Below are 12,298 nucleotides of genomic sequence, written 5' to 3' on the forward strand. Positions count from 1 at the left end.
GCCTCGAGAGCACCCGGGATGACCGCTCGCTCGCGCCCGGGGCCTCGCCAGCCGCGATTCATGCCGGCCTCTTCCCCGAGGACCGCGAGGCCTTCCTCGCGGCCTACGACGAGGCGCTCGAGAGCGCACGGTCGACGTTGCACCTCGCCCCGGTGCACGACCTCCTCGAGGAGTGGCGACGGCGCGCCGTCCTGTAGGCCGACCCCGAGGCGTTCCGCCGTGCGGTGCGTCGTGCCGCCGAGTTCTTCACCGGCGACGCCGTGCCTGACGACGAGCCCTTCGAGGTGACTCGCGCCCACGCAGGCTTGTAGAGCCGGTGTACCGGGTCGAGACGGTCGGGGACGTCCGGCCCCCACGGTCGGGTCCTGAGATGCTCTCGAACCGCCGAACGCTGTCGGCCAGTCCCGCTATCGTCGGTTCATGAGCAGCGCGAGGCCGGAGACACCGCTGCGGGAGGGACTCCCGCCGCTCCCCCGCGCCGGCGCGACGCCGCGTGCAGTGCGCGACGCGCTCCATCCCGAACACCGTGAGGCGTTCGACCGGGCGTTCCGCGCAGCGCTGGAGACCGCCGAGCGCGAACTCGACCTCCAGGCAATCCACGAAACGGTCGAGTACTGGCGCCGCCGGGCCTGGATCACGCGCGACCCGGAGGAGCACCGCCGCGTGGTGCGCGAAGCCGTCACCGCTCTCACAGGCGAAATGCCGCCCGACGACGAGCCCACGGACATCTCCGAACGCCGACTCTGACGGTCGACGTGTACACGCTCGACACGCGCGGGCCTGTGCAGGATCAGATTCGAGCTCTCCCGCCGGATGCCGTCCCCGAATTCGACCGGCTGCGTGAAGCACTCGAGTCGGCCCCCTGGGACGGCGACCCGTACCTCGCCGACAAGCCCGACAGCCCGATGCGAACGCGGCCGTTCGGGACCAGTGGACTGGCCACCTACCTGATCCTCGAGGATCAGCGGCGGGTCGACCTGCTTCTCGTCCAGTGGGCGTGACCCGACCGCTCACCGGGGTACCTGGCGCGGCAGACCCGATCGTCGAGAAGGAGGCGCTTTCCCGTGTCCCACCAGCCGCCCGACCCCCACGAGTTCCTGCCCGAGGTCGCGACGTTCACCGTCACCAGCACCGACGTCGCCGACGGCAAGACGCTCCCGAACGCGCAGGTCAGCGGGATCATGGGCGCCGGGGGCGAGGACGTCACGCCACAGTTGTCCTGGGAGGGCGCCCCCGAGGGCACCAAGAGCTACGCCGTCACCTGCTACGACCCCGACGCCCCCACCACCAGCGGCTTCTGGCACTGGGCGGTCACCAACATCCCCGCCTCCACCACCAGCCTGCCCGCCGACGCCGGCGACCCCGACAAGGGCCTGCTCCCGGACGGCGCGATCACCCTGGCCAACGACGCCGGCGCCAAGCGCTACATCGGCGCCGCCCCGCCGCCCGGACACGGCGCGCACCGCTACTTCTTCGTCGTCCACGCCGTCGACGTCGAGGACCTCGGGGTCGGCGCAGACGCCACGCCGGCGTTCCTCGGCTTCAACCTCTTCTTCCACAGCATCGGCCGCGCGATCATCACCCCGACCTACGAGATCGAGAGCTGAACGACAGGAGGGCAGCGGTGGAGGGGGACGACGAGCGGCCGCTGCCCACCCTCGAGCGCGTCTCGGCGTTCAGCGACGGCATCTTCGCCATCGCGATCACGATCCTGATCCTGCCGCTGACCGACGTGCAGGTCCGGGACGGGCAGGTCGTCGCCGACCTGCTCGCCCTGGGCCACCAGTTCCTCGCCCTGGTGGTGAGCTTCGCGGTCATCGGCGGCTTCTGGGTCCTGCACCACGACGACCTCACGGCCCTGACCGGCGCGAGCAGGCGGTTGCTGGTCGCCAACCTCGTGTTCCTGTTCTTCGTCGTGATGCTCCCCTTCCCCACCGCGCTGCTCGGGGACGGCGACAGCATCGCCGCCACGATCATCTACGCCGGCTCGATCATGGGGACGTCGCTGACCTCGCTCGCTCTATGGCGGGTCGCAGAGCAGGACGGCCTGCTCAAGGAGGGCTGGGCCCGCCGCTGGGGCCACGGCAAGTACTGGGGCACGGCCGCCGTCGTCGCCGGGTTCCTGCCGTCGATCCCGATCGCGTTCGTGTCGCCGACGTGGGCGCGCATCAGCTGGGCGCTCGCGATACCGCTGAGCATGGTCGCCGACCGCCTCGAGGCCCGGACGGCGGTGCAGTCGTGACCGACCAGGTCCACCCCGACGACGTCGACGCCTGGCGGGCGTGGCTCGCCGAGCACCACGACCGTGGCACCGGGGTCTGGCTGGTGACCTGGAAAGCGCGGACGGGGCGCCCGACCGTCGGCTACGAGGAGTCCGTCGAGCAGGCGCTGTGCTTCGGATGGATCGACAGCACCACTCGCTCGCTGGACGACGAGCGCACCGCGATGTGGTTCGGCCCGCGTCGCCGCGGCAGCGGCTGGGCCCGGTCGAACAAGCAGCGCATCGAGCGCCTCGAGGCCGCCGGTCTCATGGCGGGACCCGGCCGCGCGATGATCGACGCGGCGAAGGCCGACGGCAGCTGGACGATGCTCGACGACGTCGAGGACCTGGTCGTCCCGCCCGACCTCGCCGAGGCCTTCGACGCCCACCCCGGCTCCCGCGACCACTGGGACGGGTTCACCCGCTCGGCCCGGCGCGCGATGCTCGTCTGGCTCGTCGAGGCGAAGAGGCCCGCGACCCGGGCCGGCCGCGTCGCGCAGATCGCCGAACGCGCCGCCGTCGGGGAGAAGGCCCACCCGCGGGCGTGAAGAACGGGCGCCCTCGGGTAGCCGGGCGCCCATGATGACCGTCATCACCCACGTCACCCTCACCCCCGGCCGCGAGCCCGAGTGGGACGCGGCGATGCGCGACCGCCTCGAGACCGCCCGCGAGAAGGAAGGGTGGATCGGCAACCAGCTGGTCATCCCGCTCGAGGCGCCGCACGAGCGCACGGTGATCGGCACCTGGACCACCCGCGCCGCGTGGGAGGCCTGGCACTCCGACGAGGCGTTCCTCGAGACCCGCGAGCGCATGGAGGGCCTGCAGGACGGGCCGAGCGACACGTCCTGGTACGAGGTGGTCTCCGACGAGCGCGCCTGAGGCCAGGATGGCGGGGTGTCCGCACCCTGGGTCCTCGACGAGGACGACGCCCTCGAACTCCTCGCCTACCTCGTCACGGCCGCGCGCACGCAGGTCGACGAGGCCGCCGAGTACGGCCCGATGCGCCTGCTCACCGCGGCCCACCGTCTCGCCGAGGCGATGGGGCCGCGAGCCACCGAGACCACCGCCCAGGCCCTCGACGGTCCCCTCAGCGACATGCCCCTGCTCGCCGTCCCCCGCGGCGACCGCGAGCAGTACGTCGAGCAACTCGACGGGGTCTGCCGGTCCCTCGCCGCGCACCTGAAGACCCGGTACGCGCCGTGACCGACCCCGTCCTCGATCCCGTTCTGGCTGCCATCCACCGCCGCCGGGTCACGCGGGCGATGACCGCCGAGCCCGTCGAGCGCGAGCAGGTCGAGACGATCCTCGACGCGGCACGCTGGGCGCCGACCGCGGGCAACCGCCACCTCCAGCGCTACGTCGCGACCACCGACCCCGGCACGCTGCGGGTGCTGCGCATGGTGTCCCCCGGGATGATCGCGAAGCCCGCCGCGGCGATCGCCGTCTGCGTCGACCACGACCTCGTCGCGCAGTACGGCTTCCCGCCGCAGAACCGCGGGCCCTGGATCGACGTCGGCACCGCGACGGCGACGATCCTGCTCGCCGCCCAGGCGGTCGGGCTCGGCGCGGGCCCGGTGAGCTCGTTCAGCCGCGCCGCCGCCGGCGTCGTGCTCGACCTGCCGGACGGCTGGACCGCCGAGCTGATCATCTGCCTCGGCCACCCCGCGCCCGACCAGCCGCGCCCCATCAAGCCCGCCCGCCTGACCTGGCGCGACCTCACGCAGTGGGTGCCGCCTCAGAGCTCGGAGTGACGCGAGGCGATCGTCGTCGCCACGTCGCGGAGCTTGACGTTGAGGTCCTGGGAGGCGCGGCGCAGGACGTCGAAGGCCTCCTCGGCGCTGGCGTTGCGCCGCTGCATGAGGATGCCCTTGGCCTGGCCGATGACGTCGCGGGACTCGAGCGCCTCGGCGAGCTGGGCGCTGCGCAGCTGCTCCACCTCCAGGTTCCGCGCCGACTGCAGCGCGACGGCGGCGTACGACGCGAGGATCAGCATCGCGTCGCGGTCGACGTCGTCCAGGCCCGCGGCGTCGCGGAAGTGATAGTTCAGGGCGCCGAGGCGGGGCGGGTCGCCGCCGGGGAACATCCCGGTCGCGCACAGGGCCGTCACGCCCAGCTCGACGACCCGCGGCCCGAAGGCCGGGTAGCGGGGGTCCCGGGCGAGGTCCCGGCTGAGGGTGAACCCCGAGCCCGAGGTCGCCGTGGCCTCGACGCAGGGACCCTCGCCGGTCTCGTACTGGATGTGGTCGGCGCGGGTGGCCAGCGGATCGGTCTCGACCGGCGTGTGGAAGCCGCCGTCGTTCTCCCGCAACGTCACCGACACCATGTCCGCGCCCGGCACGAGCGCGTGCGCGCGCTGCACCACCCGCTCGAGCACCCCGATCACGCCGGACTCGGACGCGATGTTGAGCTCCTGTCCCAGGGTCACGAACTGCTCGGCGAGCGGCCCGAGGTCGACGTCGTCCGCGGCCGGGGTCGGCCCGCCCTCGCGGTCGATGAACCGCCGGCGCGCCGCCTGCCACTCGTGCTCCGAGGCCATCACCTGGTTCTACCGGGTGGCGTCACCCGACGTCGACCTGCCGCGACACGATCACGCGGTCGCTCTCGTTGCCCCGCGCCTGCCGGAGTTCGGGCGGCCGCGGGCGGAAGTCCGGGACTCCGGCGAGTCCGAGGCTCTGGTCGTCGACGCGCACCGTCGCCGGGCCGCTGAGCTGCAGGTCCACCAGGACACCCTCGCGCGGGACGTCGTCGAGCTGCAGGCGCAGCGGCCCGCCGGCGAGCGACGCCGAGACCGGCGGGCGGCCGGGGTAGGTCACGGTGACCGACGACGCGGCGACGCTCGACCGCAGCGTGATCGTCGGCGCGCCGCGCGGCGACGACACCTGCAGGCGCACCCCACCCGGGGTCTGTGCGACCACGTCGGCGACGGGTCCCGGCGCCCCGATCGACGGCGCGGGGCCGCTGCCGACGGGCTCGTCGCCGGGCCAGGAGTCGACGACGGCCGCCGGGGCCGGCGCGTACGACTGTGTCCAGTCCGCCGGCGCCGTGTCGCTCGTGACCCAGCGCGCGACGCCCGTGTCCGCGTCGAGCACGTAGTCGAGGCTCGCGCCCTGCGGGGTCCGGGCGTCGGGGCGGTCCAGGAACAGCCCGCCGGCGGCGAGGATCAGCACCCAGACGAACGCCATGATCGGCAACGCGTAGCCCCGCACCTGTCCGGGCCGCGGCAGCGCCGAGAGCCCCGCGGCGATGGGCACCCCGACCAGCGTGAACAGTGCGACCGGGAGCCCGTCGGACACGCCGGCGACGCCGTACGACGCGACGGCGAACGGGATGAGCAGCGCCACCGCGGGCACCGCGCCGAGCACGAGGAACGGCACGGCGAGCCAGGGCCGCTCGCCGGCCGACGCCACGACGATCAGGCCGAGCGCCAGGCCCACCACCGGCCAGGCCAGCAGGAACACCGAGCCGGGCGCGACGACCGCCAGCCCGACCGCCAGCAGCGCGAGCACCAGCAGCGACCCGGCCGCGAACGCCATCCCGCCGGGGCGCCGTCGCAGCAGGCTCACCATCAGCGTCACGACGACGAACGCGGCGAGCCCGGCGGCGATCTCGTACATCAGCGGGCGCCCGACGAACGGGCCGGTGTCGGTGTACGACGGGCGGATCGCGACGAGCGCCTGCCAGAACCCGATCCCCACAGCGAGCCCGAGCACCAGCGCGAGCAGGTAGCCGAAGAAGCCGCCGACGACTCCCCCGACGGTCGCCTTCTGCCGGACCCGTGCCACCACCACCAGCACGATCGCGAGCAGCAGCGCGCCGCCGGCGAGCGGCCAGGCAAACCAGCTGTCGTAGGTCACGGTGCGGCCGAGGACGGTGAAGTAGGTCGCGTCGCCGGCGGGGGGCAGGCCGGACGCCACCGGGTCGACCGGGGCGAGGTCCTCCGATCCCAGGGTCCGGGTCAGCGCCAGCGCGTTCCCGCCGTGGTTCTGCAGCGAGGCCCGGCTGAGGTTCGGCGGGACGTCCCCGGGCGTGTGGTACTGCTCCGCGCCGCCGATGAACGCCGCGTTCATCCCCGGCCGCCCGGCGTCGAGCACGGGCGTGAGGTCGGTGTCGTTGGGCAGGAACCGGTAGATCTCGACCTGCGACGAGTCGCCGCGCGGGGCGGGCACCGAGCGCGCCCAGGCGTCGACCAGCCCGGCGTTGCCCGGCGAGGTCTGGAACAGCATCGACGGGCCGGAGACGCCGCGGGCTTCCCAGTTGAGGACGACGGTCGGCCTGTCGCCGATGGCCTCCGGCGCGGCAGCTCCGCTTCGCTGCGTGCCGCCTGGGAGCTGCTCGCGTACCCACGCCCGCGCCCCGTGCAGGCCGGCCTCCTCGCCGTCGGTCAGCACGACCGTCACGTCGTTGCGCAGCGGCGGGCCGGCGCGCAGGGCCCGGACGGTCTCGAGGATCGTCGCGACGCCGGACATGTCGTCGGCGGCCCCGGGCCCGGCGGCCACCGAGTCGTAGTGCGCCATGAGGACGACCGAGCCCGTCGGGTCGGTGCCCGGCAGGGTGGCGACGACGTTCTCGACGCGCGCCGCCCGCGCCTGCCCCTCCTCGGCGGCGATCGACGCGCTCGCCTCGACCCGCGGCGCCAGGCCCTCCGCCGCCAACCGCCCCACCAGCGCGTCCCGAGCGGCGTCGGACGCGGGTGACCCGACCGGCCGGGGTTCGCGGGCGAGCTGGTCCACGACCGTCGCCGCCCGGTCGGCGCTGAACTCGGCCGGCGGGGCGGACGCGGGCACGGGGTCGGGCGGGTCCTCGAGGATCACGGCGTAGACGCCGACCACCGCGAGCAGCACCACCGCCACCAGGCGCCCGATCACGGCGAGCACGGTGCCGCACGCGCCACCCCGTCGCCAGCCGTGATGGTTTCGTGTCCGAACTAAGTGTCCGATTGGTCCGTCCGGGCGTTACGTGATCGACACCCTGTGCGACAGCGTGAGGCCGGGTTCTGACGACGACGTCGATTCGGAGGACGCGCGCATGGGACAGCTCGACGGGAAGGTCGCCTTCATCACCGGCGCGGCACGCGGCCAGGGCCGCAGCCACGCCCTGCGCCTCGCGCAGGAGGGCGCCGACATCATCGGGATCGACCTGGTCCAGCAGGTCGACACCGTGCAGTACGCGATGTCGACGCCGGAGGATCTCGCGGAGACCGCGAAGCTGGTCGAGGACCTCGACCGCCGGATCGTCACGCGCCAGGCCGACGTGCGCGACCGCGGCGCCCTGCAGGCGGCGTTCGACGCCGGGGTCGCCGAGCTCGGCCGGGTCGACATCGTGCTGGCCAACGCGGGCATCGCGAACCAGGTCGGCGGCGAGCCCGACGACGAGGAGCGCGGCTGGCAGGACGTCATCGACATCAACCTGACCGGCGTGTACCACACGGTGCGAGTCGCGGCCCCGACGATGATCGCGCAGGGCGACGGCGGCGCCATCGTGCTGACGAGCTCCACGCAGGGCCTGTCCGGCCGCGGCGGTGACGGCGGCGGCGCGATGAGCGGCTACGCGGCGGCGAAGCACGGCGTCGTCGGGCTGATGCGGACGTTCGCGCACTGGCTCGCCCCGCACAGCATCCGCGTCAACACCGTCCACCCGACCGGCGTGAACACGCCCATGGTGGTCAACCCGCAGCTCGAGGCGTGGATGAACGAGAACCCGGAGAAGGGCGACGCGCTCGCGAACCTCCTGCCGGTCGAGATGGTGGAGGCCGTCGACATCTCCAACGCCATCCTCTACCTGGTCAGCGACGCCGGCCGCTACGTCAGCGGCGTGACGCTGCCGGTCGACGCGGGGTTCAACGTCAAGTGACGGCGCCCGACGACGACCTCGCCGACGACCTCATCGATGTTCGCGAGAAGGTCGCCGCGCGGGTCGTCGGCCGGGAGCGCGAGCTCGACCTGCTCCTCGCCGCCGTCGCGGCCGGGCGCGACGTCCTGCTCGAGGGCCCGCCGGGGACGTCGAAGTCGACGCTCCTCGCCGCGATCACCGCGGAGTGGGGCGTCCCCATGGTGTTCGTCGAGGGCAACGCCGACCTGACCCCGACGCGGCTGGTGGGTCACCACAGCCCGGCGCGGGTCCTGCGCGAGGACTACTCGGCGGAGACGTTCGTCCCCGGGCCGCTGCTCGAGGCCATGCGGTCCGGGGGCTTCCTCTACGTCGAGGAGTTCAACCGGGCACCCGAGGACACGCTGAACACGCTGCTCACGGCCATGGCGGAGCGGCGGATCGCCGTGCCGCGCGTGGGCAGCGTGGAAGCGGCGCCGTCGTTCCGGGTGGTCGCGACGATGAACCCGTACGACACGATCGGCACGACGCGGCTGTCGACGTCGGTGAGCGACCGGCTCTGCCGCCTCGCCGTCGACTACCAGGACGCGGACGCCGAGCGGGCGATCGTCGCGGCGCGCACCGACCTCGAGTCGCCGCGCCTCATCGCCGACGCCGTCGCCCTCACCCGCGCGACCCGCGAGCACGAGGCGATCCGGCAGGGCAGCAGCGTGCGCGGGGCGATCGACCTCGCGCTGGTGGTCGACCGGCTGGCGCGGCTGCGGGGTGTCGCGGTCCCGGACGACACGCCGCTGCGGGACCTGCCCGGCGACTACACCGGCCTCGTCCTCGACGGGATGCTGCTCGCGCTCTCGGGGCGCATCCACCTCGACGAGGTCGTGGAGGCGACGCCGGAGGCCGTGCTGCGGTCGCTGTGGGAGTCGTACTTCGTGCTCGACCCGGCGCGCGCCGAGCCGGGTTGAAAGCAGGTCGCGGCCGAGAGCCCGGTCGTGCGGCGGTCGACGCGTCCCCTGCGCCGGAAGCCGAAGCAGCTGTCCGAGGAGCCCGCCCTCTACGAGCGGGGCGGGACCGGCGGCGGGCTCGTGCTCTCCGACGGGACGCGGCGGCGCCGTCGCGAGGACCGGTCGGTCGGTGGGCCGACGGCGCCCGGGGCGTCGGACGAGCCGGCCGAGGTGGTGGCGCTGGAGGACCTGGCCTCGTCCAGCGCCGATGACGTCGCCCGCGCCCGGTCCCGGCGGATCGCCCGGCGCCTGAGCCTGCGGCCGCCGAGCGCGGAGGACCGCCACACCGGCGTCGCGGGCGAGCTGGTCAGCGCGCGCTGGCACGGCGCCGGCGACGACCTCGACCTGGACGCGACCGTCGAGGTGCTCGCCGGGAACCCGCTGCCCGCGGACGAGGACCTGGTCGTCCGCGAGCGCCGGCGCACCGCCCGCACGGTGGTGCTCGTCGTCGACGTGTCCGGGTCGATGACCGGCGAGCGCGCGCTGACCGCCGCCGCCACCGTCGGCGCCCTGGCCGGCGAGCTCGGCCGCGAGCGGCTCGCCGTGGTCGCGTTCTGGTCGGACGCCGCGGTGCTCGTGCGCCCCGGCGAGCGGGTGGCGCCGCTCGCGCTGCTGGACCTGCTGCTGCGCGTCCCCACGCGCGGGCTGACCAACGTCGCGTTCGCGCTGACCACCGCCGCGCGGCTGATCGGCGAGGCCGGGTCGGGCGACGCGCGGGTGCTGCTGCTGTCCGACGCCGTGCACAACGCCGGCCCCGACCCGCGCGGCGTCGCCGGCCGGCTGCCGCGCCTCGACGTGCTGCTCGACGTCTCCGGCGAGCGTGACGTCGAGCTGGGCCGCGAGCTCGCCCACGCCGGGCGGGGGCGGTGCCGCCTCGTCCGCGACCACCGCGACGTCGCGCCGGCGCTGTCAGCGATCTTCGCGCGGTGAGGCCGTCACGGCCACGACCACCGGCCACACCGCCTGCGCCAGGATCACGACCCGCTGCGAGAGGCCGTACCAGGTCCCGTCGGTGACGAGCTGGACCGCGAACCACGCCACCAGCGCCGCGAGCACGACGGTCGCCACGGCCGAGGCGACGCGCAGCCGGCGGTCCACCGTCGGCGAGGCCACGAGCCCCAGCGGCCAGATCGTGTAGGCGGCCCAGGCGAGCCCGCCGGCGACCATGTGGACCACCGAGTAGCCGCCCACCGGCTGCGGGCTCAGGCCGGCCACCACGAGGAACGCGCCGCCGGCGGCGAGCAGGCGCCACGCCGCCGGCGGGACCCGCGAGCGCAGGCCCACCGCGGTGAGCCCGGTCAGGACGCCGACCAGCAGGAGCGTGCCCGCCATGATCCAGCGGCTGGTGGCGGCGAGGCCGGACAGCGCGCTCGCCGACTGGTTCCACGGGTCGGGCAGCGGCTGCGCGGCCTGGGCGAGCAGGAGGCCGACCACGAAGACGGTCGGGGCCAGCACGGCGAGGACCAGGGGCGAACCGCGCAGGCGCCGCACCGGCCAGCCGGCGACCGCGATCGGCCACACCGTCTCGCCGAGGATCAGGGCGCGCTCGGCCATGCCGATCCAGGTCCCGTCGGTCCAGGCCTGCGCGCACAGCCACGCGAGCAGGCCGAGCATCCCGGCGACGGCGATCGCCGAGCCGCGCCGCAGCGCCGGGTCGAGACGCCGGTCGGTGATCAGCGGGACGGGCCAGAACACGAAGGCGACGGCGGCGATCACCGTGCCGGCCATGTGGATCGTCGAGCTGCCGTGCGCCGGCTGGACGGCGAGCGCCGCGACGATCACCGCGACCGCCCCGCCGGTGAGGATGCCTCGCGCGTACGGCGACACCGCCCGCAGACCGGCGGCGACGAGCAGGTAGATCACGCCGATGAGGGCGAGGGCGCCGCCCATGATCCAGCGGTCGGTGGCGCCGCGGCCGGCGAGCGTGCTGACGGTCTGCCCCACCGCGTCGTAGGAGCCGGGCGGCTGCACGAGCTGGGCGACGAGCGCGCCGGCGACCAGCACGACCGGGGCCGCGAGCGTGAGGGCGAGGAGCGTCGGGCGACGCAGGCGGCCGAGGGCCTCGGGCATCAGCGTCACGATCACTCCCCCCCTCCGTCGCGAGATCCTGTCAGGCCGGCTCGCGGAGCATCAGCCACGTCCGGGGACCCGCCGTGTCGGGGACGGCGTCGCGGACCACCGCGAAGCCGACCCGTGCGTAGTAGGCGAGGTTGCCTTCGGAGGTGGTCTCGAGGTAGGCGGGGAGGTCGCGGCGGTCGGCGTCGGCGAGCGTCGAGGCCATGAGGGTGGTGCCCACCCCGCGGCGCTGGCACACGGGATCGACGCCCAGGGCGAGCAGGAACCAGTGCGGGTCGGGCACGAGCGCCCGGCGCTGCCCGTCGAGCCACGACGTGTAGGCCGTGAAACGCCGGAACGCGCCCGGCCCGAGCGTCACGGGGAACGCGAGCATCCCGGCGCGGGCCATCGCGCCGACCGACATGCTCGTGCTGCCCGGCGGGAGCCAGATCGCGACGCCCTCGCGCCCGGGGGTGGTGAGCGCGCGGCCGGCGAGCCGGCCGTAGCGCACGGCGCCGCGGAAGAAGCGGTCCAGCTTGGCGGGACGTGCCGACGGGTCGGGGAAGACGAACGTGAACATGCCGTCGTCGTCGAACGCCCGCGCCGCCGCGGCCGCCGTCGCCGCGACGTCGGCCTCCCCCACCGGTACCGCATCCCCCATGGCTATGGATGTTGCTCCGGGGAGGGCAGCGGGTCCAGATGGCGACCCGTGTCCTCGGGACACGGGTCGGCGCCCCGAGCCGTCGCTTCGGCGGGCGCGGTGGCACGTGCAGTTCCGCGAACCCGTCCTCCCTGTCGGACGTGGCCGCTACGGTCGAGGCATGGCGGCCATCGATCCCGCCGACGACGTGTCGGCGCCCGCGCTCCGCGAGCTCGGACCAGGCGCGACGCCGCTGGCGATCCGCGCCGCCCTGCTGCCGGAAGACCGTCCGGACTTCGACCGGGCTTATCAGGAGGCCCTGGCCGAGGCCAGCTCGTCCTACGACCTCACCGTCGTGCACCGGGTGGTGAACCAGTGGCGGGGAATCGCCGCCCTGCAACTCGATCGCGTGCAGTTCGAGAAGACGGCTCGGCGGGTGGCCGAACTACGCACTGGAACTGCGTTGCCGGCGGACGCCTCGCTCGCCGCAGTCCGCGCCGCCGCCGGCATCTGACG

At 74.4% G+C, this 12,298-nt stretch carries 17 protein-coding genes; 13 read left to right on the forward strand and 4 right to left on the reverse strand.

What is annotated here, in order from left to right:
* Window positions 1-56 precede the first annotated feature (56 nt).
* The 9 genes from WCD58_RS16815 (at window position 57) to WCD58_RS16855 (ending at window position 4,011) form a co-directional block, all read left to right on the forward strand.
* Window positions 57-197 carry a DUF6247 family protein gene (locus WCD58_RS16815; protein ID WP_373696236.1) on the forward strand — a complete coding sequence of 47 codons (141 nt, stop codon included), beginning with the start codon at window positions 57-59 and terminating at the stop codon, window positions 195-197.
* A 223-nt stretch (window positions 198-420) separates the two neighbouring features.
* Window positions 421-747: a DUF6247 family protein gene (locus tag WCD58_RS16820; RefSeq protein WP_337704205.1), complete on the forward strand. Its 327-nt coding sequence runs from the start codon at window positions 421-423 to the stop codon at window positions 745-747.
* Window positions 748-755: 8 nt separating this feature from the next.
* Window positions 756-1,001, forward strand: a complete 246-nt coding sequence (locus tag WCD58_RS16825; protein ID WP_337704206.1) for a hypothetical protein — start codon at window positions 756-758, stop codon at window positions 999-1,001.
* Window positions 1,002-1,064: 63 nt separating this feature from the next.
* Window positions 1,065-1,607: a YbhB/YbcL family Raf kinase inhibitor-like protein gene (locus WCD58_RS16830; protein ID WP_337704207.1), complete on the forward strand. Its 543-nt coding sequence runs from the start codon at window positions 1,065-1,067 to the stop codon at window positions 1,605-1,607.
* 17 nt (window positions 1,608-1,624) lie between these two features.
* Window positions 1,625-2,242: a TMEM175 family protein gene (locus WCD58_RS16835; RefSeq protein WP_337704208.1), complete on the forward strand. Its 618-nt coding sequence runs from the start codon at window positions 1,625-1,627 to the stop codon at window positions 2,240-2,242.
* A complete protein-coding gene (locus WCD58_RS16840; protein ID WP_337704209.1) occupies window positions 2,239-2,808 on the forward strand; it encodes a YdeI/OmpD-associated family protein in 570 nt (189 codons plus the stop codon). The genes WCD58_RS16835 and WCD58_RS16840 overlap by 4 nt, the downstream gene beginning before the upstream one ends.
* Window positions 2,809-2,839: 31 nt before the next feature.
* A complete protein-coding gene (locus WCD58_RS16845; RefSeq protein ID WP_337704210.1) occupies window positions 2,840-3,139 on the forward strand; it encodes an antibiotic biosynthesis monooxygenase family protein in 300 nt (99 codons plus the stop codon).
* A gap of 15 nt (window positions 3,140-3,154) precedes the next feature.
* Window positions 3,155-3,463, forward strand: a complete 309-nt coding sequence (locus tag WCD58_RS16850) for a DUF6092 family protein (RefSeq protein ID WP_337704211.1) — start codon at window positions 3,155-3,157, stop codon at window positions 3,461-3,463.
* Complete coding sequence (locus WCD58_RS16855; protein WP_337704212.1) at window positions 3,460-4,011, forward strand: nitroreductase family protein; 552 nt, start codon at window positions 3,460-3,462, stop codon at window positions 4,009-4,011. Before WCD58_RS16850 ends, WCD58_RS16855 begins: the two co-directional genes overlap by 4 nt.
* Here WCD58_RS16855 and WCD58_RS16860 read toward each other — a convergent pair.
* Together WCD58_RS16860 and WCD58_RS16865 are read right to left on the reverse strand one after the other, a co-directional pair.
* Window positions 3,996-4,796, reverse strand: coding sequence for a GAF and ANTAR domain-containing protein (locus WCD58_RS16860; RefSeq protein WP_337704213.1), 801 nt, complete (start codon window positions 4,794-4,796; stop codon window positions 3,996-3,998). The genes WCD58_RS16855 and WCD58_RS16860 overlap by 16 nt on opposite strands.
* A 22-nt stretch (window positions 4,797-4,818) precedes the next feature.
* A complete protein-coding gene (locus WCD58_RS16865; protein ID WP_337704214.1) occupies window positions 4,819-7,125 on the reverse strand; it encodes a M20/M25/M40 family metallo-hydrolase in 2,307 nt (768 codons plus the stop codon).
* 160 nt (window positions 7,126-7,285) lie between these two features.
* Here WCD58_RS16865 and WCD58_RS16870 point away from each other — a divergent pair, with 160 nt between their 5' ends.
* From WCD58_RS16870 to WCD58_RS16880, 3 genes are read left to right on the forward strand one after another with little or no spacing between them, the layout of a single operon-like run.
* A complete protein-coding gene (locus WCD58_RS16870) occupies window positions 7,286-8,110 on the forward strand; it encodes a mycofactocin-coupled SDR family oxidoreductase (RefSeq protein ID WP_337704215.1) in 825 nt (274 codons plus the stop codon).
* Window positions 8,107-9,048: an AAA family ATPase gene (locus WCD58_RS16875; RefSeq protein ID WP_337704216.1), complete on the forward strand. Its 942-nt coding sequence runs from the start codon at window positions 8,107-8,109 to the stop codon at window positions 9,046-9,048. The genes WCD58_RS16870 and WCD58_RS16875 overlap by 4 nt, the downstream gene beginning before the upstream one ends.
* Window positions 9,049-9,075: 27 nt before the next feature.
* Entirely contained in the window at window positions 9,076-10,017 is a 942-nt protein-coding gene (locus WCD58_RS16880) for a vWA domain-containing protein (protein ID WP_337704217.1), read from the forward strand.
* On the opposite strand, the gene WCD58_RS16885 is transcribed toward WCD58_RS16880, so the two are convergent.
* On the reverse strand, window positions 9,997-11,157 hold the full coding sequence (locus WCD58_RS16885; protein WP_337704266.1) for a DUF998 domain-containing protein: 1,161 nt from the start codon (window positions 11,155-11,157) through the stop codon (window positions 9,997-9,999). The two genes, WCD58_RS16880 and WCD58_RS16885, sit on opposite strands and share 21 nt — an antisense overlap.
* Before the next feature lie 40 nt (window positions 11,158-11,197).
* On the reverse strand, window positions 11,198-11,803 hold the full coding sequence (locus WCD58_RS16890; RefSeq protein WP_337704218.1) for a GNAT family N-acetyltransferase: 606 nt from the start codon (window positions 11,801-11,803) through the stop codon (window positions 11,198-11,200).
* 160 nt (window positions 11,804-11,963) lie between these two features.
* On the opposite strand from WCD58_RS16890, the gene WCD58_RS16895 reads away from it, so the two are divergent.
* Entirely contained in the window at window positions 11,964-12,296 is a 333-nt protein-coding gene (locus WCD58_RS16895) for a DUF6247 family protein (protein ID WP_337704219.1), read from the forward strand.
* The last annotated feature ends 2 nt before the right edge of the window (window positions 12,297-12,298 follow it).

The organism is Actinomycetospora flava (genome assembly GCF_037400335.1).
GTDB classification, from domain to species: domain Bacteria; phylum Actinomycetota; class Actinomycetes; order Mycobacteriales; family Pseudonocardiaceae; genus Actinomycetospora; species Actinomycetospora flava.